General features: G+C 57.9%; 31 protein-coding genes. 25 read left to right on the forward strand and 6 right to left on the reverse strand.

Going from position 1 to position 26,770, the window contains the following annotated elements; all coding sequences use genetic code 11:
• The 15 genes from FGE05_RS09520 to FGE05_RS09590 all read left to right on the forward strand — a co-directional run bounded on the left by FGE05_RS09520 (window position 1) and on the right by FGE05_RS09590 (window position 13,748).
• Complete coding sequence (locus tag FGE05_RS09520; protein ID WP_139644314.1) at window positions 1–720, forward strand: TIGR03759 family integrating conjugative element protein; 720 nt, start codon at window positions 1–3, stop codon at window positions 718–720.
• On the forward strand, window positions 702–1,250 hold the full coding sequence (locus FGE05_RS09525; protein ID WP_139644316.1) for a lytic transglycosylase domain-containing protein: 549 nt from the start codon (window positions 702–704) through the stop codon (window positions 1,248–1,250). Before FGE05_RS09520 ends, FGE05_RS09525 begins: the two co-directional genes overlap by 19 nt.
• Window positions 1,247–1,762 carry an integrating conjugative element protein gene (locus FGE05_RS09530; protein WP_139644318.1) on the forward strand — a complete coding sequence of 172 codons (516 nt, stop codon included), beginning with the start codon at window positions 1,247–1,249 and terminating at the stop codon, window positions 1,760–1,762. Before FGE05_RS09525 ends, FGE05_RS09530 begins: the two co-directional genes overlap by 4 nt.
• Before the next feature lie 9 nt (window positions 1,763–1,771).
• Complete coding sequence (traD, locus tag FGE05_RS09535; protein WP_139644319.1) at window positions 1,772–3,877, forward strand: type IV conjugative transfer system coupling protein TraD; 2,106 nt, start codon at window positions 1,772–1,774, stop codon at window positions 3,875–3,877.
• An 88-nt stretch (window positions 3,878–3,965) separates the two neighbouring features.
• Window positions 3,966–4,697 (forward strand): TIGR03747 family integrating conjugative element membrane protein, encoded by a 732-nt coding sequence (locus tag FGE05_RS09540; RefSeq protein WP_139644322.1) that lies wholly within the window; start codon window positions 3,966–3,968, stop codon window positions 4,695–4,697.
• 139 nt (window positions 4,698–4,836) lie between these two features.
• Entirely contained in the window at window positions 4,837–5,817 is a 981-nt protein-coding gene (locus FGE05_RS09545) for an integrase domain-containing protein (protein ID WP_139644324.1), read from the forward strand.
• Window positions 5,818–6,283: 466 nt separating this feature from the next.
• Entirely contained in the window at window positions 6,284–6,616 is a 333-nt protein-coding gene (locus tag FGE05_RS09550) for an RAQPRD family integrative conjugative element protein (protein ID WP_139644326.1), read from the forward strand.
• A complete protein-coding gene (locus tag FGE05_RS09555) occupies window positions 6,613–6,852 on the forward strand; it encodes a TIGR03758 family integrating conjugative element protein (RefSeq protein WP_139644328.1) in 240 nt (79 codons plus the stop codon). The genes FGE05_RS09550 and FGE05_RS09555 overlap by 4 nt, the downstream gene beginning before the upstream one ends.
• Before the next feature lie 17 nt (window positions 6,853–6,869).
• Window positions 6,870–7,241 carry a TIGR03745 family integrating conjugative element membrane protein gene (locus FGE05_RS09560; RefSeq protein WP_139644330.1) on the forward strand — a complete coding sequence of 124 codons (372 nt, stop codon included), beginning with the start codon at window positions 6,870–6,872 and terminating at the stop codon, window positions 7,239–7,241.
• A gap of 7 nt (window positions 7,242–7,248) precedes the next feature.
• Entirely contained in the window at window positions 7,249–7,653 is a 405-nt protein-coding gene (locus FGE05_RS09565) for a TIGR03750 family conjugal transfer protein (RefSeq protein ID WP_139644332.1), read from the forward strand.
• Window positions 7,654–7,658: 5 nt separating this feature from the next.
• On the forward strand, window positions 7,659–8,300 hold the full coding sequence (locus FGE05_RS09570) for a PFL_4703 family integrating conjugative element protein (protein ID WP_016978885.1): 642 nt from the start codon (window positions 7,659–7,661) through the stop codon (window positions 8,298–8,300).
• On the forward strand, window positions 8,297–9,109 hold the full coding sequence (locus tag FGE05_RS09575; RefSeq protein WP_139644334.1) for a TIGR03749 family integrating conjugative element protein: 813 nt from the start codon (window positions 8,297–8,299) through the stop codon (window positions 9,107–9,109). Before FGE05_RS09570 ends, FGE05_RS09575 begins: the two co-directional genes overlap by 4 nt.
• On the forward strand, window positions 9,099–10,616 hold the full coding sequence (locus FGE05_RS09580) for a TIGR03752 family integrating conjugative element protein (protein WP_139644336.1): 1,518 nt from the start codon (window positions 9,099–9,101) through the stop codon (window positions 10,614–10,616). Before FGE05_RS09575 ends, FGE05_RS09580 begins: the two co-directional genes overlap by 11 nt.
• A complete protein-coding gene (locus FGE05_RS09585) occupies window positions 10,579–10,995 on the forward strand; it encodes a TIGR03751 family conjugal transfer lipoprotein (RefSeq protein WP_139644337.1) in 417 nt (138 codons plus the stop codon). The genes FGE05_RS09580 and FGE05_RS09585 overlap by 38 nt, the downstream gene beginning before the upstream one ends.
• Entirely contained in the window at window positions 10,995–13,748 is a 2,754-nt protein-coding gene (locus FGE05_RS09590; protein ID WP_139644339.1) for a conjugative transfer ATPase, read from the forward strand. Before FGE05_RS09585 ends, FGE05_RS09590 begins: the two co-directional genes overlap by 1 nt.
• Window positions 13,749–13,786: 38 nt before the next feature.
• Here FGE05_RS09590 and FGE05_RS09595 read toward each other — a convergent pair whose 3' ends face one another.
• From FGE05_RS09595 to FGE05_RS09605, 3 genes are all read right to left on the reverse strand, one after another.
• Window positions 13,787–14,521 (reverse strand): zeta toxin family protein, encoded by a 735-nt coding sequence (locus FGE05_RS09595; RefSeq protein ID WP_139644341.1) that lies wholly within the window; start codon window positions 14,519–14,521, stop codon window positions 13,787–13,789.
• The gene (locus FGE05_RS09600; RefSeq protein WP_020300912.1) at window positions 14,518–14,766 is read right to left on the reverse strand and encodes a hypothetical protein; all 249 of its coding nucleotides are present in this window, start codon (window positions 14,764–14,766) and stop codon (window positions 14,518–14,520) included. The genes FGE05_RS09595 and FGE05_RS09600 overlap by 4 nt, the downstream gene beginning before the upstream one ends.
• Window positions 14,767–15,130: 364 nt before the next feature.
• Window positions 15,131–15,388 (reverse strand): LasR-specific antiactivator QslA, encoded by a 258-nt coding sequence (locus FGE05_RS09605; RefSeq protein ID WP_139644343.1) that lies wholly within the window; start codon window positions 15,386–15,388, stop codon window positions 15,131–15,133.
• Between the two features lie 169 nt (window positions 15,389–15,557).
• Here FGE05_RS09605 and FGE05_RS09610 point away from each other — a divergent pair, with 169 nt between their 5' ends.
• The 5 genes from FGE05_RS09610 (at window position 15,558) to FGE05_RS09630 (ending at window position 20,132) form a co-directional block, all read left to right on the forward strand.
• Entirely contained in the window at window positions 15,558–15,812 is a 255-nt protein-coding gene (locus FGE05_RS09610) for a helix-turn-helix domain-containing protein (RefSeq protein ID WP_090454298.1), read from the forward strand.
• Between the two features lie 105 nt (window positions 15,813–15,917).
• On the forward strand, window positions 15,918–16,874 hold the full coding sequence (locus FGE05_RS09615) for a TIGR03756 family integrating conjugative element protein (RefSeq protein ID WP_139644345.1): 957 nt from the start codon (window positions 15,918–15,920) through the stop codon (window positions 16,872–16,874).
• Window positions 16,871–18,253 carry an integrating conjugative element protein gene (locus tag FGE05_RS09620; RefSeq protein WP_139644347.1) on the forward strand — a complete coding sequence of 461 codons (1,383 nt, stop codon included), beginning with the start codon at window positions 16,871–16,873 and terminating at the stop codon, window positions 18,251–18,253. Before FGE05_RS09615 ends, FGE05_RS09620 begins: the two co-directional genes overlap by 4 nt.
• Before the next feature lie 3 nt (window positions 18,254–18,256).
• On the forward strand, window positions 18,257–18,565 hold the full coding sequence (locus tag FGE05_RS09625; protein WP_139644348.1) for a hypothetical protein: 309 nt from the start codon (window positions 18,257–18,259) through the stop codon (window positions 18,563–18,565).
• Between the two features lie 10 nt (window positions 18,566–18,575).
• Window positions 18,576–20,132: a conjugal transfer protein TraG N-terminal domain-containing protein gene (locus FGE05_RS09630; RefSeq protein ID WP_139644351.1), complete on the forward strand. Its 1,557-nt coding sequence runs from the start codon at window positions 18,576–18,578 to the stop codon at window positions 20,130–20,132.
• An 8-nt stretch (window positions 20,133–20,140) separates the two neighbouring features.
• Here the strand turns inward: FGE05_RS09630 and FGE05_RS09635 are convergent, their stop codons facing one another.
• Window positions 20,141–20,506 carry a DUF3742 family protein gene (locus FGE05_RS09635; RefSeq protein ID WP_139644352.1) on the reverse strand — a complete coding sequence of 122 codons (366 nt, stop codon included), beginning with the start codon at window positions 20,504–20,506 and terminating at the stop codon, window positions 20,141–20,143.
• A 451-nt stretch (window positions 20,507–20,957) separates the two neighbouring features.
• Between FGE05_RS09635 and FGE05_RS09640 the strand changes: the two genes are divergently transcribed.
• Entirely contained in the window at window positions 20,958–21,287 is a 330-nt protein-coding gene (locus FGE05_RS09640) for a hypothetical protein (RefSeq protein ID WP_139644354.1), read from the forward strand.
• Window positions 21,288–21,424: 137 nt separating this feature from the next.
• Window positions 21,425–22,387 carry an ArdC family protein gene (locus tag FGE05_RS09645; protein WP_139644356.1) on the forward strand — a complete coding sequence of 321 codons (963 nt, stop codon included), beginning with the start codon at window positions 21,425–21,427 and terminating at the stop codon, window positions 22,385–22,387.
• 355 nt (window positions 22,388–22,742) lie between these two features.
• On the opposite strand, the gene FGE05_RS09650 is transcribed toward FGE05_RS09645, so the two are convergent.
• Window positions 22,743–22,937: a hypothetical protein gene (locus FGE05_RS09650; RefSeq protein WP_139644358.1), complete on the reverse strand. Its 195-nt coding sequence runs from the start codon at window positions 22,935–22,937 to the stop codon at window positions 22,743–22,745.
• Window positions 22,938–23,166: 229 nt separating this feature from the next.
• Between FGE05_RS09650 and mobH the strand changes: the two genes are divergently transcribed.
• From mobH to FGE05_RS09665, 3 genes are all read left to right on the forward strand, one after another.
• Entirely contained in the window at window positions 23,167–24,897 is a 1,731-nt protein-coding gene (mobH, locus tag FGE05_RS09655; protein WP_139644360.1) for a MobH family relaxase, read from the forward strand.
• Between the two features lie 433 nt (window positions 24,898–25,330).
• Entirely contained in the window at window positions 25,331–25,663 is a 333-nt protein-coding gene (locus tag FGE05_RS09660) for a hypothetical protein (RefSeq protein WP_139644362.1), read from the forward strand.
• Window positions 25,664–25,718: 55 nt separating this feature from the next.
• Window positions 25,719–26,123: a helix-turn-helix domain-containing protein gene (locus FGE05_RS09665; protein ID WP_139644364.1), complete on the forward strand. Its 405-nt coding sequence runs from the start codon at window positions 25,719–25,721 to the stop codon at window positions 26,121–26,123.
• A 242-nt stretch (window positions 26,124–26,365) separates the two neighbouring features.
• On the opposite strand, the gene queD is transcribed toward FGE05_RS09665, so the two are convergent.
• Window positions 26,366–26,728 carry a 6-carboxytetrahydropterin synthase QueD gene (gene queD / locus FGE05_RS09670; RefSeq protein WP_139644366.1) on the reverse strand — a complete coding sequence of 121 codons (363 nt, stop codon included), beginning with the start codon at window positions 26,726–26,728 and terminating at the stop codon, window positions 26,366–26,368.
• Window positions 26,729–26,770: the final 42 nt, after the last annotated feature.

Raw genomic sequence — 26,770 nt, forward strand, 5'->3', positions numbered from 1 at the left:
ATGAACAGAACACTGCTGCCCGCCGTCCTCTTCCTCTCGTCAGTGATTGCCATTGGCTCTGCGGTGGGAGATACCGCCGCGACTCAGTCTCTGACCAAGAACACGCGACCCACGCCTCTAGAACACTCCCACGCTGGGCAGGCCACGAGCTGGGGACTGACAGAGCAGGAGTGGTCACGCTTCGAGCAAATCCAAGCCGGTCCGCGCGGTTTCTGGAGCCCGAATCTCGATCCGTTGACGGCGCTCGGGGTCGAAGCCGAGACCGATCAGGAGCGTCACCGCTATGCCGAATTGCAGGTCCGGCTGGAGGCCAAACGCGCCGAACGCGAGCTGGCCTATCAACATGCTTACACCGCCGCATGGGCCAAGCTGTTTCCCGGACTACTCCCGATCCAAGGAATGGCATCTCCATCCCCTGCCAGTTCATCTGTCGCACCCCGCCCAGCCTTGTTCGTAGAGGACCAATGCCAGCCCTGTATTGCCGAAGCACAGCGCCTGCAAAGCAGTGACACAGCGTTCGATATCTACCTGGTGGGCAGCAAAGGCGAGGATGAACGCGTCCGCACCTGGGCTCGGCAAGCGGGCATCGACCCAGCTCGGGTGCAACGTCGGCAGATCACCCTGAACCATGACCGCGGCCACTGGTTCAGCCTGGGCGCGCCAAGGTCGCTGCCCGCCACTTTCCAACAGGTGAATGGACAATGGCAGCGCCTCGACTGATTGGCCTTGCGCTCATACTGGTGACGTTCGCTGCCCTGGCCGACGAGTTTCCGCCACCGGCCTACCAACTGGCAGCGCATGGCGCTGACATCCCTTCGACGGTGCTGTTCGCCATCGCTCTACAAGAGAGTGGTATCCGCGTCCGTGGTCGGCTGCTGCCCTGGCCCTGGACGCTGAATATCGCCGGAACACCCTACCGCTTTGCCAACCGCCAAGCGGCGTGCCAGGCCTTGCTTCAGGCACTCGCCCGACATAACGCCACGCGGATCGACGCCGGACTCGGGCAAACCAATCTGGGTTACCACGGACAACGTTTTTCCAGCCCCTGCGAAGCCCTCGACCCCTATCGAAATCTCGCCGTTACCGCCGAGCTGCTACGTGAGCAGCACGCCGCCACTGGCGATTGGGTGTTGGCTGCCGGGCGCTATCACCGTCCGGCGGGAGGAGCGCCCGCCGCGCGCTACCGCACCGGTTTTTCCCGGCAACTCAAACGGCTGCAAGTTTCCTTCGAACAGGTCACTCCACCATGAAACAAATCCCTCTTGTCTGTTACTCCATCTTGCTCTTGGCACCTTTCGCCCACGCGGAACTGGCCGCTGTCGAGGATCGGAGTGGCGACCTCGCCCAACCGTATCTTCGAGCCACGGGTCTGCCGATACATGACAGAGTCCCGTCCGATCGGGCCATTCATGCCGACCTGTCCACATTTGCCGATGAGGCTTGGATACTCCCCGTCAGCAGTTCTCGGCTGACCCCGGGCCAGATCACGCCTCGACCGCTGAACATGCCTGGCTTGCAGCCGTTCTTTCTGGTGGGTGACGATTCCCAGTCGCTGGCTTGGCTGCACCAACACGCGGCTAAATTGCGCGAAATGGGCGCGGCCGGCCTGGCCGTCGAAGTCGCCGATACCGAAGCCCTGTCCCAGATCCGAGCAGCGGCTCCGGGCATCACCATCCTACCAGTCAACGGTAACGACATCGCCGCTCGGTTGCAGATCGAGCACTACCCCATCTTGGTCACCGCGACCTCGCTGGAACAGTGAGCCTAGGCCATGGCCGAGCACGTGATGGAATCCAAGCTCCGGCCTGCGGTGGAGCTGTACACCGTCGCGATCTGCATCGCGGCCGCAGTATTGTGCGTGTATTCGCCGTGGGCCGTGGCCCTGTCACCCGAGATCGGCAGGGCCGCGGCACTGGCCTATGCCGTGTTCGGCTTCATCCGGTTGCGCCAAGCCTGGGACGTGCTGCGTTATCGCCGCAATATCCGTCGGCTGCCCCGCTACGAATTGACCAGTCGCCAGATTTCGATTAGCCGTAAACGTCTGTTCATGGGCTGCGGTTTTCGCTGGACCCGCCTGCACACCCAGCGCTTGGTCGAGGCCCAAGATCCAGCAGTCGCCCGCTATGTCGATCCACCGACCCGCTACCGCCTGGCGCGAGGACTCGAACAGCACCTGGAGCATGCACCGTTTCCACTCTCGACCTTGGCCCGTGTCACGGCCTGGGACAGTGCCTTCAACCCCGTACGTCCGTTGCCACCGGTAGGCGGCTCACCTTTGCTGCATGGGGTCGAGCCGGACGAGATGGAAGTCAGTCTTCCGTTGGGTGAACGAGTTGGACATACCCTGGTGCTGGGCACCACCCGTGTCGGCAAGACCCGGCTCGCCGAGGTGTACATTACCCAAGACATCCATCGCGTTGAGCATGAAGTGGTGATCGTCTTCGACCCCAAGGGCGATGCCGACCTGCTCAAGCGAATGTACGTCGAAGCGCGCCGGGCCGGCCGGGAAAAAGAGTTCTACGTCTTCCATCTGGGTTGGCCGGAAATCTCGGCCCGCTACAACGCCGTGGGACGTTTCGGGCGAATCTCGGAGGTGGCATCGCGCATCGCCGGACAGCTCAGCGGTGAAGGTAACTCTGCTGCCTTCCGTGAGTTTGCCTGGCGCTTCGTCAACATCATCGCCCGGGCCCTGATCGAGCTGGGCCGACGGCCGGACTACCTGCAGATCCAACGACACGTGGTCAACATCGACGCGTTGTTCATCGAATATGCCCAGCAGTTCTTCGCCAAGACCGATCCGAAGGCATGGGAGGTCATCGTCCAGATCGAAGGCAAACTCAACGAGAAGAATATTCCTCGGCATATGGTGGGGCGCGAAAAACGCGTAGTGGCCATCGAGCAATACCTGGCGGCGAAACGGGTATTTGATCCGGTGCTGGACGGACTGCGTTCGGCGGTACGGTATGACCGTACCTATTTCGACAAAATCGTCGCTTCGCTGCTGCCGCTGCTGGAGAAACTCACCACCGGCAAGACGGCTCAATTACTGGCCCCCAACTACACCGATCTGGATGACCCACGGCCGATCTTCGACTGGATGCAGATCATCCGCAAACGCGGCATCGTCTATGTCGGTCTGGACGCGCTGACCGATGCCGAGGTAGCCGCGGCAGTCGGCAACTCCATGTTTGCCGATCTGGTCTCGGTCGCCGGGCATATCTACAAGCACGGTATTGATCAGGGGCTACCCACAGAGACGAGCAGCACAGAAAAACTTCCGATCAACCTGCACGCTGATGAGTTCAATGAGTTGATGGGCGATGAGTTCATTCCGCTGATCAACAAGGGCGGCGGCGCCGGCATCCAGGTGACGGCCTACACCCAGACCCTCAGCGATATCGAAGCGCGCATTGGCAACCGTGCCAAGGCCGGCCAGGTTATCGGCAACTTCAACACCCTACAGATGCTGCGCGTCCGTGAAACCGCCACCGCGGAGCTGCTCACCCAGCAGTTGCCCAAGGTCAATGTGCTGACCAAAACCTTAGTCTCCGGCGCCACCGACACCTCCGATCCTGAGGCCAATACCGACTTCACCTCGTCCTCGCAGGACCGCGTCAGCAGCACCAGCGTGCCGTTGATCGAGCCTGCGCACATCGTCAGTCTACCCAAGGGGCAGATGTTCTCCTTCCAGGCTGGAGGGCAGCTCTGGAAGGTACGAATGCCGTTACCTAAACCCTCCAACGACGATGACATGCCCAAGGACCTGCAGGAGCTCACTCAGCGGATGCGAGCGGCCTACAACGAGCAAGCAGGGCAATGGTGGAGTGCGAGCGGAGGCGGTCCAACACTGGACTTCGATCTGGATCAGGTGGGGTAGCCCTACTCTGACCAGATTACGGTTCAGAGACAGCACATTCAGAAGGCTTCGTGACGACATTCGCTTGTGGCGCGCGACGGAGTGAAAGATGGCAACGTCCACACAGAACACGCCGCAACAACCGATCCAGCGGCCAGGACTGATCGTCTCGGCAATCAGCCTCGTTCTGCGCATCATCGGCTTGCTGATCGCCTCGTTGCTGTTCTCGATCCTGATCGAGTTTGCCGGTCTGCTGCTGTTCTGGGCCGATCAAGGCTGGCGACACAGTCAGGCCATGCTGAGCAGCGAACTGGGCTGGCTCAGTGAGCACTTCAAATTATCTCTGATCATCCAGCAACCCGGTCAAACAATCGCCCAGTGGCTGGATTTTCTCAATCAGTGGCTGCTGGTCAAGACGGGCTTTGCGGATTTTGCCAAGCAGGCGCAGGTGTCGAGTCAAGACCAGGGTTTCTGGGGCTGGATCAATCAACTGTATGTGAGTATTGAGGACTTTGTGCTGGCAGCGGTGTATGTCAGCTTCACCTTTGTGGTGCGCTTGACCATTTTGGCCTTGGCGACTCCTCTGTTTCTGCTGGCCTTGTTCACCGGCTTTATCGACGGCCTGATGCGCCGCGACCTGCGCAAATTTGGAGCCGGGCGCGAAAGCAGCTTCGTCTATCACCGGTCCAAGCGAGCGGTCATCCCACTGCTGAGCGTGCCCTGGATCCTTTACCTGTCTCTGCCTTTTTCGCTCAATCCCATGGTTGTTTTTGTGCCTTGCGCCGTGATTCTCGGGGTGGCTATGGCCATCACAGCGGCGACGTTCAAAAAATATCTCTGAGTGCGACACGAATGCTTATCTGCGGAAGTATTCAGGAGGCCAGCTTATGAGATGCCCAAGCTCCCGGTCGTAAGGACCCGTCAGTCCCGCGTTAGTGGACACCCCCCCATAGATGTTTGGCTTCGAGAGGAGTTTGATCATGGCATTGGTTGGTAGAAGAGACGGACGCAATTTTGGCTATGGCCGACAACTGAGTTATGCCGGACCGAAAGCATTGCGCGATTTTTTTGGCGAAGGACATTACGCCACGGTCAAGGCGCACAGTGATCGCTGGCAGGCGTTTGTCCGCTGGTGTCGTTCGGTGGATGGGCCGGGATTTAACAATGCGCGACAGATAGACCGGCAGACCTTGCTGGACTACGCAGAGTATCTGCGCCAACAAGTTGAACACGGCGCTATCGGCATCGCTACCGCGCAAAACCGGTTGTCCAGCGTGAACCGGACTTTGGCGGCGCTTCGAGGCGATCAGTCTGTGAAGGTGCTGAGTCCGAGTATGGCATTGGGAATGCAGCGCACCAGTGTTCGTCGCTCGGTGCCGCAAGACCAAAACCACGAACAGGTTAAGCGGATCATCGACGTGCTCTGTGAACACCAATTGCCGCGAGCGGCGACTATCGTTCAGTTGGCGCGAGCCACCGGAGTGCGCTTGCGCGAGGCCATTTTTGCCGATCTACCGCGCCTAAAATATGAGACAGAACACTACGGCCAAATCAACATCCGAGATGGCATCCAAGGTTACCACTCACGTGTGTCGGCGCTTCGTTGGATCACGGTAAATGATCCTATTCTTGACGCGCTAAAATTTGCCGAACAGGTTTCGCCCAACGGCAGCCGTAACCTGCTTGCACCGAACGAAAGCTATGTCGATCTACAACGGAAAATCGTCCGCGCCGCACGAGAGATCCTCCATTCGCACAACCTCAAAGGCTTCCACGAACTTCGGGTCGCCTATGCGTGCAAACGCTTTGAGCAGATCACTCATCATCTCGCGCCCATCAACGGTGGCCGTTGCTACCAGCTCGACCGACGCCTAGATCAGGATGCCCGAGTGCAAATCAGCTACGAGTTGGGGCTCGGCCGTATCGACCTGTTATCGACTTACATTGGTGGTCGAACATGAGCAAGCCATTCGATATGGAGCTCATCCTACTGTTCGAGAACGTAGTCCGGCATGATCGGATCAGTAGGTACGTGTGATGGTTGATTTTTGGGACTGGCATGGTCTCTTCCTCTGGACCACTACGATACCTTGGCCATTATTCAGCATGTGCCCGGGGCACTGCACGTCCGTTTTTACTGACAAAAAAACGAGTCGGTAGCGAGGATTTCGGCCATCCGTTCTACTCCGAGGCAGCCTGGCTGGGTTTCCTTACGAAACGAGTACCGCCACCAACGAAACTTATCGAGAGTGGAATTTCCCTAGAGCCTCACCACTCTCTCCACCAAAGATCGAAGGACCACATTAGCTATAATGTAAACATCCCCAGTCCTTTCCCAGAAAAAGCGATTCATCAGACCTCAGGTTTCTTACTGAATAATTCGACCTCTGACCTGATGCTGCTCCCAGATCCATATGGGCTAGCATCATGCCAACTACCGCCTTTCGCTGCTTACTACTCGCGCTGTCTATCGTCGATGGCAGCAGCTATGCCGCATCTGCTCATGAGCAGGATCAGCTCAGCCTAGTCCAGCAGCAGCTCGACATTATCGAACGCCTTGCGACACAAGCTGAGGCAGCCAGCACGGCTGAACCCGACGAGCGCTATCGCTTCGACTATCCCCGACTGGCTCTGGATATCCAACGCATTCACCAAGGTGTGCAGAACTACCTATCCCCCTCCCGCGCTCAACCCCGAGATCCCGGTGAGCTGGCCGGCGATTACCGTCTCGACACTCAGTCCGCGGAGCCTTCGCCATGAGCATGACTGACGCTCAGACCTCGGCCTTCCAAAACGCCTCCGGCTTCTTGCCGCAGAGCAGTTCGACGCTGTGGATTTCCCTAGTTCTGGTCTTGGCGTTGCTCTGGTGTGCGTGGGTGATGTGGACCGCTTACCGGGGATGGGCGACAGGCAGTGTGCGCTTCGGCGCGTTTGGCGGCAGTGCTGTCCGTGTGCTGCTCACTTTGCTGGTTCTGATGTTTTTCACTCTTTCCTAATCCGGGAGATAGCCGTCATGCTTAAGTACCTTGCCCCTCTGAAAAAAAACCTGCGTGATCGTGCGAACCAGCGCTTGATCGGTCTGCTACTGGTGCTCGGTCCAAGCCTGGCCTTTGCCGAGCTCCCTACCATGGAAGCGCCTTCGCGTGGCGAAGGTTCCGGGCTGATCGAGACAATCAAAAACTACGCCTACGACGGCGGCATCCTGCTCGGCCTGCTAATCGCCCTGCTCGCTTTTTTAGGGGTGGCCTGGCATTCGCTGACGGTGTATGCCGACGTGCAAAACCAGCGCAAAACCTGGAAAGACCTCGGCGCCGTAGTCGGCATCGGAGCCCTGCTGGTGGTGATCATCATCTGGTTCCTGACCAAGGCTGCCGCAATTTTGTGAGGTCGACATGAACGACACTATCGAACATCTTGCCGACGGCACCTTGGTCTTTCTCCCGGAGCGACTCAATCGCGATCCTGCCGTATTGCGCGGTTTGACCAACGATGAAATGTGGGTAGCGCTCGGCACCGGCGCCGTCGTTGGCCTGCTACTGGGCGCTCCTCTGGCGATCGCCACCGCCTCCATTGCCGTGGCGCCGACCAGCATGATCGCAAGCATGGCACTGATGTTATTTGCCGGTGGCACACTACTGCGTCGGGCCAAACGGGCTCGCCCCGAGACCTGGTTGTACCGCAAGCTCGAATGGATACTCGCCAACCGTTGGCGCCTGGGTCACGGAAGTTTAATTCTCCACTCCGGCGCCTGGACGGTTCGCCGTTCGCGTCGACTGCGCCCTGCCCTGTCCCGGTGACAACCATGAGTCGTTTCCGGAACAAGGTGGACGCCCAACAGGCCCATATCTTCAGCCTGCGTCTAGCGGTAATGATCCTTGCCTTGGTCTGTGCCGGACTCTGGTACGGCTGGCGCTCGGCACCGACCGATCTGACGGTGCATGTCCCCCCGGACCTGCGCTCGGGCAGCACGCGCAAGTGGTGGGATATCCCCTCAGAGAATGTGTATGCCTTTGCGCTGTACATCTTTGGTCAACTCAACCGCTGGCCCTCGGATGGCGAGCAGGACTATCGCCGTGCCATCTATGGCTTGCAGTCCTACCTGACCCCCGCCTGCAAGGCCTTCCTCGATGGCGACTACGAGTACCGCAAGGCCGCTGGCGAACTGCGCCAGCGGGTGCGTGGCGTCTACGAAATTCTCGGCCGAGGTTACAGCGAAGATCCGGAACTCAGGGTAAAACAACTCGACCGCGACAGCTGGCTGGTCAAGCTCGACCTCAATGCCGATGAGTATTACGCCGCCGAACCGGTGAAACGGGTGGTGGTGCGTTATCCATTACGCGTGGTGCGTTTTGATCTGGACCCCGAACGCAACAAGTGGGGGCTGGCACTGGATTGTTATCAGGGCACCCCGCAAAAAATCTCCCTGCCTGGAGGTGAGCCATGAAGCGGATGTCGACCCTGGGAATAACCGTCGCACTGATGCTATGGGGAGTTGCGGCCCAGGCCGTCGAGCTGATGCACTGGGAACGCCTCCCCCTCGCGGTCCCGCTGGTGATCAACCAGGAACGGGTGGTCTTTGTCGATGAGGCTGTTCGAGTCGGCATGCCCTCAACCCTGACCGGCAAGCTGCGCGTGCAATCAACCGGCGGCACGCTGTACCTGCAAGCGTCGGAAGCCATTGCCCCGACCCGACTGCAACTGCAATCAGTCACGACAGGTGAGATCATCCTGCTGGATATCGCGGCCACGCCTGGTGATCAACCGCTGGAGCCAGTGCGTATTCTCAAGAATGTTCAGGGGCAAGCTACCGAGGCTGAGTCCAGCACCGTCCCTGTTTCAGAACGCTCACCGATCCCGGTCGCTTTGACGCGCTATGCCGCACAGAACCTGTACGCGCCGCTGCGCATCGTGGAGTCCCTGCCCGGGGTACGCCGCGTCCCGCTTAAGCTCCGCACCGAACTGCCAACTCTGCTGCCGACCGAAAACGTGTCCAGCACACTTGTCGCCGCCTGGCGACTCGGGGATTACTGGGTGACGGCGGTGAAGTTGCGCAATCGTGGTTCAGCGACGGTGCAACTCGACCCGCGTCGGCTTCAGGCCAAGCTGTTCGCCGCGGCCTTCCAGCATGCTTTCCTCGGGCCTGTCGGCAGCGCTGAAGACACCACGATTGCCTACCTCGTCACCCGCGGTGCTGGCCTCGAAAACGCTGTGCTGCTCCCGCCCGTTACGCGAGGTGCTGACGATGAAAGCTAACGCCTTGCTCAAATGGCTGGTACCGGCTGCGCTGCTGGCCGTGGTGTTGATCATCCTGAAAACCTGGGTCGCGGGTGGCAGCACGCCTTCTCCAGAAAACCCAGTTGATCAGGGCAACATTCAGTTATCCGCCGAGCAAGCCAAGTCGCTCGGCATTGCTGGCGACACTCCACGTGACACGGTCGCCACCCTGGTCGGCCAGGTGAAGGCCATGCGCAGCGACATGCTCGGTTTGAAGAAACACAACGATACGCTGCAGACAGAGAACAACCGTCTGCGCGAGCGGGAAAACAGTGTCGACTCACGTATCCAAACCGCCCTTGGTAGCGTGACCCAGCAGGTCGACGAAGGTCGCCGACAAGCCAACGAGGCCCGGCTCAAAGCAGAACAAGACAGTCGCCAGGCCCGTGGTCTGCTGACGCAATTGCAGGAACAGCTGTCGGGGCTGACTGGCAAAGGCAAGGATATGCCAATTGGATTGGGGCTTGAGCCGGGCGATGGGGCTCAGTTCGACGGGCAGCATTCTGCCAATGATGCGCTGCAGTGGATTGAACCCTCGGATGCTCTGTCCACCGACTCCCGAGGCAAAACCAATACTTCCTCCGCAATGAGTCTGCCTACCGCTTTCAACTCTCTGGAAGGCTTGAAAGACAACGCGATTGATCGCAGCCAGAAACAGCTACGTGCAGTAACCAAGGGTGAGCGCGACCTGATGCGATCCGTTGATCGTACCGAAGGCGCGAAGCCGGTCTACACGATCCCCGAAAACGCCACGCTGATGGGCTCGGTCGCCATGACCGCGCTGATCGGCCGAGTCCCGGTGGACGGCACCGTGAATGACCCCTATCCCTTCAAGGTGCTGGTCGGTCCGGAGAACCTGACCGCCAACGGCATCGACCTGCCGGACGTCGCGGGGGCCGTGATGAGCGGCACGACGTCCGGTGACTGGACCCTATCCTGCGTACGCGGACAGGTCGAGTCAATTACCTTTGTGTTTACCGATGGCACCATCCGCACGGTGCCTCAGCCGAAGGCGATAGCCAGCCGCGCTGCTTCCACGACCCAGAGTTCAAACACTGACAAGATCCGCGGCGGACTCGGTTACCTCTCCGATCCATATGGCATTCCTTGCATTGCCGGCGAGCGGCGCTCGAACGCCCAACAGTACCTCGGCAGCCAGAGCCTAATCACTGCGGCTGGCGCCGGTGTCGCCGCCTTGCTCGGGGATGAGCGGAACAACAGCAGCGTGATCAGTTCGGGCGGCAGTACGCTAGGGGTCACCAGCAGCAGTGGCAATAGCGCACTGAACTCCATTCTCAGTGGTGGGGTCAGCGACATCCGCGAGTGGGTCAACAAGCTCTATGGCGAAGCCTTTGCTGCCGTGTACGTACCACCTGCAGCACAGGTCGCACTGCACCTCGACCATGAGATCACCATCGACTACGAGCCCAAGGGCCGGAGCGTTCGCCATGAAAAAGACCATGCTTCTCTGCCTGACCTGGATTAGCTTGCTATGCTGGGTCCTGACGGGGTGTTCCACCGACAAAGACACGCTGCTGCCCCATGGGGAGCAAACCATGATGGATATCTGGAACGGCGCCGGTTCGCAAGGCACTCAGCAGCAACTGCTGGAGGCTCGACAGCAGTTACGCCGCCCGCTGGCTCAGGCAGATGTCTCCGCGGCTCTCCAGGAACCGTACACGCGCACAGCGGCGAACGAGATCCGCAACCTGTTCCCGCGCCTGCCCAATCCCGATCTGGTGCTGTACGTGTATCCGCATTTGAGTGGTACCGAGCAGGCACCGGTTCCGGGTTACTCGACCGTCTTTCCGTTCTACCAACGAGTGCAGTACGCATTACCTGGTGAACGTCAGGAAGACTTGTAGTGCGTACCGGCGATTCGGGCAACCGCACTCCCGCGTGGAAAGCTTGGCGCAACCCGTCGCGCCCCCGCGTGACCTTAGCCGATGAAACCGCACTGTATGCGCACAACCCCAGCTTCACCGATCACCTGCCTTGGGTCGAGTACCTCGACACTGAGCAGTGTTTTCTGCTCGATGACAATCGTTCGGTGGGCGCGGTGTTCGAGTTGCTGCCCATCGGCACCGAAGGGCGCGAACCCGATTGGCTGATGGCGGCCCGCGATGCCCTCGAGGATGCCCTGCAGGATAGCTTTGACGAGCTGGATCAAGCGCCTTGGGTGGCGCAGTTTTTCTGTCAAGACGACAACGACTTCACCCCCTACCTGACCCAGCTCACCGATTATATTCAGAACAGCGCGCGAGGTACGGTCTTCACCGAGGCGTATTTGCAGCTCAGCCGCCGTCATCTGAAGGCCATCGCCAAGCCCGGTGGTCTGTTTGAGGATCAGGTGGTGACGCGCCTGCCCTGGCGCGGCAATAACCGACGGGTGCGTCTGGTGGTCTATCGCTGGCTTGAATCTGACGCTGAGGAGACGGGACTCACCCCGGTGCAATCCCTGCAACAGGCTTGCGAACGTATCCGTGCTTCGTTGCAGGCGTGCGGGGTGCACTCAACGCGAGTCGATGGCCGAGGTCTGTATGACTGGTTATTGCCCTGGTTCAATCCGGCCCCCAGGCTCACTGATGAAGCGCCCGAAAATTTCTACCGCCGCGTGGCCTATCCGGAGTCGGGTGACGGTGAGTCGCTGGATCTGCCCTTCGATCATGACTTTGCCGAGCGGCTGTTCTTCAACGAACCGCGTTCGGATGTGCAGCACGGACTCTGGTTTTTCGACGATCAACCCCACCGGGTGATGGTGGTGGACAAACTGCGGCGGGCACCATCGATTGGTCAACTCACCGGCGAAACCCGCAAGGGTGACGCGGTGAATGCGCTGTTCGACCAGTTACCCGAAGGTACGGTGATGAGTCTGACCTTAATGGTCAAACCACAGGATGTAGTCGAGGATCAGTTGAACCGCCTAGCTCGCAAAGCCATCGGTGAAAACCTGGCCTCGACCCAGACTCGTCAGGATGTCGAAGAGGCTCGCGCGATCATCGGCCGCCAGCACAAGCTGTACCGAGGAACCCTGGCGTTCTACGTACGCGGTCACGATGAACAGCAATTGCACCAGCGCTCGGTCAGCCTGGCCAACGCGCTGTTGGGCGCGGGGCTGCAACCGGTAAGTGAAGGCGCTGAGGTCGCCGCCTGCAACAGCTACCTGCGTTGGTTACCGATGGCTTACAACCCGGCCCGCGACACGCGTAACTGGTACACCCGCCTGATGTTCGCCCAGCACCTGGCGAACCTGGTTCCGGTCTGGGGCCGCAGCACCGGCACCGACCACCCGGGCATCACCCTGTTCAACCGCGGCGGCTCGCCATTGAGCTTCGACCCATTGTCACGCCTGGATCGGGCCATGAACGGTCATCTGCTGTTGTTCGGCCCCACCGGTGCCGGCAAGTCGGCGACCTTGGTCACCCTACTGATGCAGGTCATGGCCGTGTACCGCCCTCGCCTGTTTATCGTCGAGGCCGGCAACTCATTCGGCTTGCAGGGAGACTACTTCGCGACACAGGGCCTGTCGGTCAACAAGGTCCAATTGAAACCTGGCGCCTCGGTCAGTCTCGCCCCGTTCGCCGATGCTTGGCGCCTGGTCGAGCAGCCGGATCAGGTGGCGAGTCTGTCGATCGATGAGCTGGACGATGAGGCGGTAGCCAGTCGCGAAGACCAGCGCGATGTTCTCGGCGAACTGGAAATCACCGCCCGCCTGATGATCACCGGCGGCGAGGTCAAGGAAGAGGCGCGCCTGAGTCGAGCCGATCGCAGCTTAATCCGCGAGTGTATCCTGGATGCAGCACAGACCTGTATCGCAGCGGAGCGCCAGGTACTGACCCGCGACGTGCGCGACGCGTTGCTGCGCGTCGCCGCCGACACGCACTTGCCGGAGAAACGTCGTGAGCGTGCCCAGGAAATGGGCGAGTCCATGGACCTGTTTTGCCAGGGTTTCGAGGGTGAACTGTTCGATCGTGAAGGCGCGCCTTGGCCCGAGAGCGATGTGACCATCGTCGATCTGGCCACCTACGCTCGCGAAGGCTACGAGGCACAGATGTCCATCAGCTACATCAGCCTGATGAACACCGTGAATAACCTTGCCGAACGAGACCAGTACCTGGGCCGACCCATCATCATGGTCACCGATGAGGGACATATCATTACCAAAAACCCGCTGCTGGCGCCCTTCGTGGTCAAGGGCACGAAGATGTGGCGTAAGCTCGGCGCGTGGTTCTGGCTGGCGACGCAAAACCTTGCCGACTTCCCCACTGCGGCGCAAACCATGCTCAACATGATCGAATGGTGGATTTGTTTGAACATGCCACCAGCAGAAATCGAAGAGATCGCTCGCTTCAAGAATCTCACGTCGGCACAGAAAGCCCTGTTGCTGTCCGCCAGCAAGGAGCCGGGCAAATACACCGAAGGAGTGGTGCTGTCGAAGAAGCTCGAGACGCTGTTTCGGGCCGTGCCGCCCAGTCTTTACCTCGCCTTGGCCATGACAGAGCCCGAGGAAAAAGCCGAACGCTGGACACTGATGCAGGAGAATGGCTGTTCGGAGTTGGAAGCGGCTTACCGGGTAGCTGAACGGATCGATAGCGCACGAGGAATAGAGCCCATATAAGGGAGGTGTGGCGCTCCCAGCTTTGGCCAATCCGGCAGCTAGCCGTTGGACACCCTTTCAACGTAGGCATCCATGAACCAGTCAGGGACCTCATCAACCTTGAACTCAAGGTCCGTCCCATCCGTAACTTCGGCCAGCAGCACCAGATCGGCACCGGAGTTATCGAAGATGTAGGCCCGGTCCGAAGCAGCAATAGCCACAGGCAGCAGGCTCAGGCAACGGCCGTAGCGCTGTACAATTTTTTCTATGGGAACTGGGTGCCCACCTGCCGCGACACGGTTCCTGACCCTGTTGATATTGATGTCAGGGTCTTCAGTTGCCACAAAGTACAGGTAGGTTCGGTATCCAGACTCTCTTGCCTTGAGCATAAAAGCGATTTTGTCGTCGCTAGACATCACCGTTTCGAAGGTGAAAGACAGCTGGTCTTCGAGGAGCTTGTTCCGGATGAAGTCAGAGAGCACGGAGGCAAAATAGGAGTTCATCGCGACCGTCTGGAAATTCAGGCCGTTGCTGCTAAAGCCTATGTTGGTCGCCTCCTCATCGAGCCGGGCAGACCTGACCAGCCGATGCTCCCTAATGAAACCGAGGACCTCATCACCCTCAACTTCCAGTTGAAAATCACTGAACTCCAGACGACCGCTGTCTTTGGCAGCCTTCTCGATTTCATCCGGGTTAATGTAGATACCGATCAGGTGGGAAGGGATGGCACTTTTCATCGTGCTCTTGCCGGAGCCGTTGGGTCCAGCAAAGACCCTCAACCGAGGGACAGTCATGAGCAACGGCGCACCTTAATGACGCCACCCAGAGTCACTTTGTGCTTGGGCTTGGCCACCCGAATGACTTTGTGCTTACCGTCAGCAGTCGTTTCAACAAGCATGCCGTTCATGACTTCCATCACACTGCGGCCGGCAGCCAGGGCGTTGATATAGGCGGTATTGATGGCGCCTTCAGCCATGACCGGGATCTTATCCTCCAGTCGGCTCACCAGATCGTCACTCAACACTCGTTTGGCTTTCATATCGCGCTCCACGTTCTCAGAGCGTGCAGAATCTGCACTTAATCAGAATCTTAGCTACGTAAACCTGTTTGTAACAGGGCGAAAGCTACTTCTGTCAGCCTCCATTCTAGAGGAATGGCGTCTGGAACCATACCTTTCAAGAGATTTTCACGTTCGATGCATGACCGGTGGCATTTGAAGCAAGTGCCGCCCTTGGTGCAGCGCCCAAATAAGGGAAGCACAATCCCCCACCGAGTTGTTCAGCCGGTGGAAAAACGCGCCAGCGAAGCGGCAATCGTTCTTAAACTGCATGGTCTGTGGCGATGCAGCCAGGTTGAGTGCAAACGGGCGATCAAGACGATGCAATCGCCCATAAGCAACAGGGTTACTGTGACACGCTCCGAAGCCGTTGCTGAATTCTCAACAGAAAACCGGCTTCGAAGGCATCTTGGCAGTCACCGACAGGAAAGGTCTTGCGCGTTTGCGCCAGTTCCCACCACAAAGGAATATCGGTCGTTGCCTCAAGCCAAGCCTGGGCACATTGCACACCACGCTCGATCATCGGTGAAAATTCGTTGCCCCAAGGCGTCAGCAGACTTGGGCTACTATCCGCCGCCGGAATTGAAATGTAGTTTTCGTCCATACACACCCTAGATTTCTGAATTATTGTTAGACGTTGGACCCAGCTTCGAAAATCTTAACGAAGCCAAATGAACGCTCGAGAATAGGCATGAGCATCAAATGGCCTAGATCAATGCCAATGTAGACTATATCCCGTGGATTGAGAGTCCCTCAAGGCGCAATTTGCGCGCATGACTCAAGACTACGAACAGCTTCGTCTACAACTGGCGGAAAACATCCGCTTGATGCGACGCGTGAAAAACCTAACCCAAGAGCAGCTCGCGCTCATGGCCGAGGTGGATCGCACCTACGTCAGTCAAATCGAACGATGCACGGGCAATCCGTCGCTGTTGGTCCTATGCAAGCTCGCCAATATTTTCGAAATTACAGCAGATCAACTACTTACAGAGCCGGACATCCTGCGCAGCTCCCTTCACGTCAAATAATAGTCTCACGTCTCGCAAATCCGATACATCCACCTTCATTTTTTCCACTGACAGTCTTCAGTCCGTAACCGAACCTGCCCAGGCCATACACCGAGAGCCTGGATCATGCCTGTTGCCTGCTCGTACATCCCCCCCACAAAGCTACAGTCCTTGGCGCTAAGCATCCTGCTGGCATGCGGCCCGAGCATGGCGCTGGACACCGCCAGCATCACCTCCTCCGTACTTTCGCCAAACTGCCTCGCTTACAGAGTCGTCGGCATCTGCTTCTGGCTCCTCTGTACCCCCTTCGGCTGCACTGTCAAAACCTCGACCAAGGTTCGTCATTTCATTCCTGAACTGGTGGTCTCGAGCTACGCCACCACCGGCAATAACCCCTGGACCGAAATGGCCACCCTCTCCTCTCCCATCGACGGTGCGGAAGGTGGCGGCAACCTGATCACCCCGAACACCCACCGCGACAACCTGCTCCGCTTCAAAAACGTTGATAGCATCGGCCACCCTGGTGGCTGGGCCGCCACGCAACTGGCTTCGCAGTCCGGCTACGCCTGCGCCAGCGGTGCAACGGCGTTCATGCCCTACTACCTGAGTACCTTGGACTCACTGGCTTGGCGCCATGGCATCCCAGAAAGTTTCTACCCCGAATCGCTCATGCCGGGGATCCGTGAAATTGGTCGTCAGGTCTCGGGAAACATGTGGGGCAACGTTTATCCCCGGCAGGGCTTTCTGGTACAGCCCGACGATTTCAAGGCGGCCGCAGTCATGGCGCAACGCGCCGGCGATGTGATTACCCACAACTGGCAGCCGCATGTGTACTTACCACTCACGCCCGCCAAACGCGACGGCTACTGGCCGCCTGGCCCGATCGTTGAAAACGACACTTCGACCCACAAATGGCAATTGCTCTACCCGCAGGTGCAGCCCACGTGCGCCATCTTCCCCAGCGATCCGGTACAGAGCGCGGATGGCGGCTACGCCTGGTCGCTGTGGCGTCCCTATAGCTGCTGCAAACGTGAGGGACAGACCTTTCTGTTCAGCATCGACTTCGAAGGAGGTGCTTCATGAGTCGGCTTCTCGCGCGGCCCTGGTTGGGCACGATGAGTCTGTTGCTCTGTGGACTGCTCGCCATTGCCACACATGCCTACGCCGCCGAGGGCGATTACCGTCTGGGTACTCAAGGTGAAGTACTCGACGACCGAGTGATGTACACCATCGGTGGCGGCTCGGCGGCGGGCTCGCCCAGTTCATTCTACCGCCCCAGCGGTCTCGGTGCTGGCGTGTCCTGGCGAGCGAACATGATGTGCGGAAACATGAGCCTCACCAACACCCTGCAAAACCAGCTGAACGGCGTCACCGAAGGTTTCCAGCAGATCATGGGCAGCATCGTGCAGAACGCGACCCAAGCGGTGATGTCGCTGCCGGCGTTGATCATCCAGCGCGCCAACCCCGGTCTCTATGAGTTGCTCAGTAACGGGGTGATGCAAGGTCGGATCGACTTCGACCGCTCTAAGCTAACCTGCCAGGCCATGGCCGAAAAGATGGCGGATAAGGTCGGTCAAGCCGGTTGGGGTGCGCTGGCCAAAAACCAGGAGATGCAAGGAAATCTGGAGCAAACCGGCGGTGATGCGGTGGCAGCGGTGAAAAACACCGAGGCCCATAACGGCAACAATGGGGTGTCCTGGGTCGGTGGTTCGAAGGCCGGAGGTAACGGGCAGACGCCCATTCGGGTGACCGCCGACGTGGTCCGCGCAGGCTATAACCTGCTGCATAACCGTACGGTGGATGACAGTGCCTCGATCAGTAGCAGTGATTGCCTGGGAGGGGCTATTTGTCAGACATGGGCTTCGCCCCAAGAGGAGTCCGACTGGGCTGTTCGGGTGTTGGGCGAGAGCGAAGTCGCGACCTGCGACAGCTGCGAAACTCTGCGTGCGACCGCTGGCAGCGGACTGACGCCGCTGATCCATGAGGCCTATAACGAGCGCCTCAAGGCCCTGCAAGGGCTGTTGTCTGGCTCTCTGCCGCCTACCCCTGACAACCTGGCGAAAGCCTCCAGCCCGATGCTGCCGGTGACCCGTGGTGTGGTCGAAGCCCTGCGTGACGACCCCGATCAGGATCTGTTGGCGCGGCGCCTGGCCAGTGAGACGGCCTTGTCCAGTGTGCTCGACAAAGCGTTGCTGCTACTGCGCACCCTGCTGGCGGGCAGTCACGAACCGAACATCGCCTCAGTCGAGCCGGCCCAGAGCGCCTTGACGAAAAACATCGACACCCTGGAGCGCGAAATACGCCTGCTGCAGACCGAACTGCAGGTCCGGCAGATGCTGGCTACCAACACCGCCAGCCTGGTGCTCGACCGGCATGCCGGTGGTGCCGACGCATCGCGTACCGTCGAGCAAGGCGACCCCGAGCCCGGCCGACTCAATGATGCTGACGCCAGGCGTAAGTGAGCCATGAAACGCTCACCGCTATTCACTCTGCTTTCACGTCTAGGGATTGCCGCGGTGATGATCCTCACGGCCGCACTGGTCGCCTGGATGGGCCGCACTGCGCTGGGTAGTTTCGAGGTCTGGCAACATGCATTCGAATCCGTACGACCTTATCTGCGGTGGTGGCGCACCCTGCTCTACGCCGCAGTTTTCGCGTTCTGGTGGGATCTGCTTCGACGCTACCGACATCGGCCACAGGATCGATTGCGCGTGAAGCGCATCGGAGCATTAGGGCTCGTGCTCGTTACTTGCGTCGAACTCACCCGACTGTGAGGCCACTACTATGCTCATGAGCACCAACAGCTACCTGGAGTTTTACCTCTCCCTGCTGGCCTGGATCATCAACAACGGCATCTGGAGCGTCCTGTCCGACACCGGACTGTTCGCCGTGCCCTTTGGTGCAATCATCTTGCAGGAATGGTTGTCGGCCCGTCAGCAAGGCGCGGACGAAGGTAACAAGGGGCTGCTCTCGGTGCCACGGATCGAGAACCGTTTGTGGCTGGCCTACATCGTCGTCTTGTTCGGTTGCGCGCCTGTGTTTCCGTTGAGCCTCTCATCAATGGCGTTCGATGATGCAGCGAGCCAGCGCTGCGGCGTGAGTATGGCCCAACCGACGGAAACCGCCTGGGGGGCGACCTTCAATACTATCGGCGAACGCTCCGCCAACGTACCTATCTGGTGGTTTCTGGTGCATGCCTTGAGCAAAGGTATAAGCGCAGCGGCCACCGCCTCCATCCCCTGCGCACCGGATATCCGGCAGATGCGCGTGGAGATCGACAGCTCGCGCATCAACAGCCAGGTGCTGCTACAGGAAGTCGCCGACTTCACTCGCGACTGCTATGGCTATTCCCGTTCTCGGCTGTTCACCAACCGTCCGCAGTTGGATAAGGCACAAAGTCACGATGCTTCCTGGATCGGGTCTACCTATCTGCTCGAAACGCCTGGCTACTACGATACGGATCGCTCACATACGCCGCGCGTCAGTTGGCCCTATGACGACAACCGCGATGTCTCATTACCGCGGCTAGAGAATGGCGCGGGCTACCCCACTTGCAAGCAGTGGTGGAGCGACAGCGGTATCGGGCTACGCGAGCGGTTGATCGAGCAAGTCGATCCTTCGCTGCTGACTCAGTTGAAAGGTTGGTTGACCGGCCGCTCAAGCAACGAGATTGAGGATGCCACCCTGCGCGAATTGGTCAGTCCGCGCCAGCAATCGAGGTCCATGTCGCCCGGACAGGTGTACCAGGACTACGGCTCCAGCGCTCGTGGCGGCTCGATCAATCAGGGGCTCAACAATCTGGCCACCAACACCGGATTGGCCCTGGGTTCCTTCAGTAACTTTCCCGCCATGAATGCACTACGCGCCGCCCTGCCCATGGTGCAGGCTTTTCTGATCATGGGCGTCATCATCAGCTTGCCGTTGATCCTGCTGGTCAGTACCTACCAGTTGAAAACCGTCATGACGGTGACGTTTGCGCTGTTCACCTTGCACATGCTGAGCTTCTGGTGGGAACTGGCCCGCTGGGTCGACTCTAGCATGCTCGATACCTTGTACAACCAGGTGTCGGCTTCCAATCAGGTGCTGTTGTCGCTGCCTACATCCGGGTTTATGGATGGAACCGTCACGGCGCAGGTGATCGAGTATGTGATGGGGGCGATGTTCATCGTGCTGCCCATGCTGTTTCTAGGAGCAATGAGCTGGGCCGGATATAACGTAGGTTCAGGCGTAGAAGGAATGCTCAGCAAGGGAACCCACGCAGCACAAACAGCGAGTTCTAGCGGAACCTCTCAGTTGATGAGCGGTGCAAGAATTGTCTCGGGCAAATCGAACTTAAAATAACCGAGAGGCTACTTCAGAGAACCCCATTTATCGTACCGCTCAGGCCAAGTCTCTCTATGCATTGGATCATCGAGATCGTCAATACCTGAAGTGTCTGAGTCTTGAATTGGGATAGCTGCTAGTACGACGATTGTGCACATCAGCACAAACAACCAGAAGCTAACAAAAAGAAATGCTCCGAGCAAAGCCAACTTGGCAGCCAGAAAACTCCCGCGCACAAGCAGTTTTCCTGCTGGAATACCTCCCGCTGCCGCACGCTCGGCAATACGCATCTCGAAGGCTCTCACCTTGCGATAACCACGCTTTAACGACATGCCACAGGCATATGCCCAGCGGTGGGCGCCAGAGTCCTGATCGTGGTGTTGAGTCGGCATGGCCCCGCCCTCTTCTGAGCGTTTTCATGGTTGATATGGCAGTACTAGCCTACTACTAGCAGCTGACCGTGCTTGACCGTTTATCAGTTCGTATTGCCGAAAAAGCCACTCTGGAACTCAGCAGACCCACCTCGTTTGTCTCCCTCGTTGAGGCTATTGATTTGCATAAATTGCCCAGCTAAATACAAGGTACAGATAGCTGTTATAGACAGCACCCTGCCCAGGTAGTCAGAACCTTTGAGACTACGTCACTCCAGTGATGGTTTCCCCCAAGTGCGATTAGCGTTCGGTAGCTCGCACGATGACCGCATCGCGGTGATGAACGCCCACCTCTCTCCTGAGCACCTGTCGAGCGCTGCTCGCGAGACAAACCTTGTTTTCTTCAACCCACTGCGGGGAAATTCTTTCCCGCACGGGACAGGTTTCTTCGCGCTTCCAACGGAGGTACACCATGTCCGACTCACTCACACTTGAAGCACTGAAGCCCCTTCAGTTGCCGATTGTATTCACCCCTGGCGCTTGGCAAACCGCCGTACTGCTCGAGCGCTCAAATCATCCTGAGAGGCTACAGGTCGACCGGCTGAGCAGCGTATTACGCGCGGCCTTCGAAGCTCACCTGGCCCATCCATACGAACCCTACGTGCTGTTCGAGGTAGTCCACGTCGCACCAACGGGTCATCCACACCATGACCCAATACTTCAACTGAGCCTCAGCCTACTCCAAGAACCGGACCAGCCTAGTGCCTTGCTGATAGCGCTTGCAGGCGAGCGCCGGCGCTAAGCACATACGGTCGGACTCAACCTGCACACTCACATTCGGACGGCATGCAAGACCTGCATCAATCCAGCCCATCACCCACCGGGGAACCCTCCCCCGACGGGCAAGGCGTTCCTCCGTTTTCTCTCGAGGAAATTGCCATGCGCGATATCTACCAAGACGTAACTGACAAGATCGTTACCGCGTTAGACCAAGGCGTCGCCCCCTGGATCAAACCTTGGACGTCAACCAATTCATCCCACAACGGTCATCACCAACCCTACCCCATCAACGCCATCACGCGTCGTCCCTATTCGGGAATCAACTTACCGTTGCTTTGGGCCGAGGCCCGGCTGCAGGGATTCAGCCAAGATCGTTGGCTGACCTTCAACCAAGCCAAAAAGGCCGGGGGGCACATCCGTAAAGGTGAGCACAGTACCCTGGCGGTGCTCTACAAGCCGGTGGAGCGCGAAGAACAGACCGAGTCAGGCCAACCCGTACTCGATGAAAACGGTCAGCCCAAGGTCGCTCACTTCGGCATTCTCAAGACACATTTTTTGTTCAACATCGGGCAAACGGAGGGACTCGAAGCTTTCAATGAAACACTGCTCGAAACTGAACCGGGCGATCCCTTCCACGCCAACAATTTTGCGGAAAATCTGCTGTTGAATTCTGGTGCAAAAATCGTTCATCTGCCTGCCGACAAAGCCTATTACCACCCGATCAGCGACCTGATCCTACTGCCGACAAAAGCGCAATTTCACGACGAGGGTGGGTACTACGCCACGGCCCTGCATGAACTATCGCACTGGAGTGGACATGCCTCGCGCCTGCAACGCGAAGGTGTGGTCTCCCCTAGCCCATTCGGTACGCCTGGCTATGCCTTCGAAGAACTGGTGGCCGAAATGGGCGCCGCATTCTTGTGCGCTCATTGTGGTATTCAGGGTGAGCTGCGCCATGAGGGTTACATTGAGTCCTGGCTCAGCTTGCTCAAGGCAGACAAGCGTGCGATTTTTCGCGCCAGTGGTCACGCCCGATGCGCATCGGAGTATTTGCGTAATTTGGAGCATCCGCTGGAGCAAGCGGGCTTGGATGACTCGCCATGCATGAACGACGACGTTTGATCTTTAGCTATGCTGAGACTCACTGCTACATGCTTCATCGGGCCCGACGCAAGTTGGGCCTTTTTTTGCCTCCAGATAGCCCAAGATTTCCCGGAGTGGCACATTGACAGAGATGATCACGCCCAAGGAAGCGTTCTTCGATGCGCAGTTCATACGCCATACAGGTGCGATGAACAGTATTGCTCAGTTAATAATCAATCCGTTGCAAGCAGCGTACTTCGCGGCAAGTAGAGCTTTATCCACAGATATACACACGCTTTTCGTGGACAACTCTTAATCTGTCGTGAGTCCTCGGTTGACACTCCCGACTGATGGTCCATTTGAGAGCGTAACAATCCGACAAGATACCGCTGGATCAGTCATCCAGGTGATCCGCTAGAAACCCGACCAGCTCAAGCGGGCTTTGGCTGTCGATCACCTTGTAGATCAGATCTCGCTTGCTGCGCGGTAACTTCTTGACCACGCTCTTCGCCGAAGCTCTGACAGCTTCGTCGGTCCCATGGATACGTGCCGCAAGGAGCAGCACCAGCGTGGCGTCAGTGAGGTTCATGGCAAGACCCTAGAAAATTCGCCCCACAGTCTACCGACTCTTCCCTTTTCTGTCCCAGCACGCGCCTCCAACAAAATGGCACCAGGAGAAATCGATATTCCGGTTGCCGCACAAAAGGACAAGTGCCAAAAGGAGGGGTAAGGGTTGGAAGGGAATGGGGACTCAAGGGTAAGAGCCCTATCCGAAAAGGCTAAAAGGCCACTGGTCCAACCACCGTCCGGAGATCGCGATGCGCTTCAGCCTGTTTCGCCGCAAAAGGCAAGCCCCTCCTCCGCCACTGACCGTGAACGTCGCCGACGGTTACCTGCCCATCGAGTCAGCGCACACCCTGCTAGAGGCCGAACATCGCCGCCAGTTGCTCGATCGCATCTGGCAGTACACCGCCCTGTCCCACGCCCAATTCACCCAGCTCTACTTGCATCCGATCCATCGCTACGCCGAACTGGTCCAGCAGCTGCCCGCTAGCGAAGCGCACCATCATGCCTACCTCGGCGGCATGCTCGATCATGGCCTCGAACTGATAGCGTGTAGCTTGAAGCTGCGCCAGTCCTATCTGCTCCCCACCGGCGCAGCACCCGAAGACCAAGCCGCGCAGACCGACGCCTGGTCCGCCGGTATCGCCTGTGGTGCCCTGCTGCATGACATCGGTAAGATCGCGGTAGACCTGCAGGTCGAACGCCAGGATGGCAGCCCTTGGCACCCCTGGCAGGGGCCACTGGATCAGCCCTACCGTTTTCGCTACATCAAAGGTCGTGACTACCACTTGCACGGCGCCGCCTCGGGCTTGCTCTACAGCCAGATTCTCGACCGACCTATCTTGGACTGGCTCAGTGGGTTTCCGTCGCTGTGGGCCAGCCTGCTGTATGTCTTGGCTGGTCAGTACGAACGTGCCGGTGTTCTGGGCGATCTGGTGATTCAGGCTGACCGCGTCTCCACCGCGCAGAACATAGGTGGTAACCCGAGCAAGGCGCTACAGGCGCCGATTCATTCCCTGCAACATCACTTGATCAGCGGACTGCGTCATCTGGTTCAGCACGAACTGAAACTTAACCAGCCAGGTGCCGCGGGATGGCTGACCCAGGACGCACTGTGGCTGGTTAGCAAGGCCGTCACTGACAAGCTGCGAGCCTATCTGCTGTCGCAATCAATTGAGGGCATTCCCTCGTCCAATATTGCCGTCTTCGACGAACTGCAATCGCATGGATTGGTGGAGTCCACGCCGGAAGGTAAAGCCATCTGGACTGCGGAAGTGACACAGGGAGACTGGCAGCAGAGCTTTACCTTTCTGCGCCTTCAACCGGCGTTGATTTGGGGGAACGAAGAGCGGCCTGAAAGTTTCAACGGAACGGTGAGCGTGGCTGTCGATGACCACCCGTCTGACGCTCCGGTATCACCGCCAGCGCCCAAGACAGTCAGTACAAGATCGCGTCAAGGCCAATCGCAACCAGATCCCATGACGATTGAGGATGCTGACTACTTAGGAGCGCTACTGGATATGTTCGAAATGGCAGAACCCAAGACATATGATTCACCGTCAGAAAACACACTCGAAACGTCATATCCACATTCGGACAACACAGGCCAGACTTTCCTAAATTGGGTCAGGGAAGGCATCCAAAGTCACAAACTGATCATCAACGACAGCAAGGCCAAGGTGCACACGGTGAGTGGCTGCATATTTCTGGTCACGCCTGGCATTTTTCAGCGCTATGCTCAGGAGTTTCCGGGCGTCTTAATGGGTGCCGATCACCAAAGTGAAGAATGGCGATGGGTGCAGAAACAGTTCGAGAAGCTGAAGACCCATAAAAAGCGCGACGATGGCTTGAATATCTGGCTCTGTCAGGTCGAAGGCCCCCGGAAGAAGGCAAAACTCAAAGGCTATCTTCTAGAAAACCCAACACTATTTTTCGAAGCCGGGTCCATGCCTGCCGATAACCCCTTTCTTAAACTCGAAAAATAGTAAATTTCCATAGCTTCCTACTGGAGTGAGTGAGTCGACGTTCCGGCGGCGGAGCCAGTTCCGTTTGCGGCACAATCGCGTTCACCTCTACAGGAGAGTTGACAAGTGAGTGCGGGGACGACTGCAGGTATTCACATCTACGTAATGAAAGCCCATCTCAGGATGAGTTACCTCAACCATTAGGGCGGGGTCACCGCTACTCACCCCTCAATAAACACCAACCCGGTAGTGATCTCCGTGCGGATCAGCGGAGACTTCATCATCAGTCACCGCATCCTGAATCTGGCTCGCCAGAGGCGGTAGCTAGTGCATCACCTTTGGTGGAAACAAACGTTACGACGTTTGATTCGGTGATACTTTAGGTTATCCAAGATTCAAAGGACTGCTCGACTGGTAGAATTTGGCCAGCTAAACACCACCCATGAGAAATCAGATGAATCCAGAATTGATTGAAGAAGAGATGCGTCGAGCGCTCTTCGGTAGCCCCGCGCCAGTAGAACAATCTGTTGCCACTCCGTTACAAGCTCCTACGCCGGAGGTCGCGCCAGTTCAACCGGTAATACCGCCGCAGAAAAAGAGGGTCGCGAAGACATTCACGCCACGCTTGAAAGTGACCCTGCGCGTCGGCAAAGAGTTTGAAGGCAAAACATACGAGATGTTCCACGAGGCAGATACCCTGAGTACACTCCTGGCGGAGCAAGAAGCGGTCAAAGTGGCCAGGAAGAAATATCGATACGTGGAAGTGGTTTCGGTCAAGTCAATGTAAAACAGCTTTCCGGCTTATTCGCACTGGAACGACTGGTTCACTTCAGGAAGATCCTATGTCACTCAAAATTGCATTCGCTGCTGTGCTGAAGGCGATGCGCGCCAGTCGAGGACTTACTCAGAGAAACCTCGCAGAAGTCAGCAGCCGGACATATGTCTCGAAACTGGAGAGAGGCTATTCTAGCCCCACGCTGGAGATGCTCACTACGCTGAGTGGGCCATTGAATGTGAACCCGCTGACGCTGATAGCCATCACGCTTAGTGCTGAATCAGGAGAGTCCGTGAGCACTTTGCTGCGGCGCGCGCAGGAAGAGGTAACAAATTTAGCTCAGGCGGGTGTGCTCAATGCTTTGAAAATCGCGCCCAGCGATGAACTGATAATGGAAAGCCCCGCTTCTCAACACACGAGCAAGCGTTCGACGGCCACGTCTCCGCAAACTGAGTTCTGCTTCGCTGAATAGGTGCTCCGGCAACCTCTATCTCCCTGACAGTGGGGCCCAGAAAGCCTTGGCTACAGCGACTGTTAAAGGGATCAGAAGGCAGGCGTGTTGGTGCTGAGTAAGCGTCCGGCGATCCCGCCTCTACAGTCGAGAACGCCGGATGGTTGAGCGCGTGAGTGCTCCGAAGCACCGTTGCGCTCAGGCGTGATCGCGCCTCATTTCCGCCCATTCTATCAAATTCTATTTTCTCTACGCGAAAGTGACTACACCTCCGGCCCTCTATAAATACATCCACTTGTACATGTCTCGTGAATACGTACTGCGGATAGCTCTGGAAGCAATGGCTTTAGCTCTTGCCAAACCCAGACTGCTATGACCTCGCTCGTCGGATTTTCCAGACCAGGAATATCATTTAGATAGTTATGATCTAATCGCTCATACAGAGGCGCGAAAACCTCCTTTATCTCGGAAAAATCCCTGACCCAACCCGACGTTCTATCGACAGGGCCATCAATATAAATTGCAATACGAAAGGAGTGACCATGCAGACGCCCACATTTGTGCCCTTCTGGAACATTGGGCAGTCGATGAGCGGCCTCAAAAACGAACTCTTTAAAAATCTCCACTGATTCCTCCCGTATCTCACGCGACAAAAAAACCAAACAGCT

Origin of the sequence: Pseudomonas sp. ICMP22404, assembly GCF_006227205.1 — a bacterium.
Lineage (GTDB): Bacteria > Pseudomonadota > Gammaproteobacteria > Pseudomonadales > Pseudomonadaceae > Aquipseudomonas.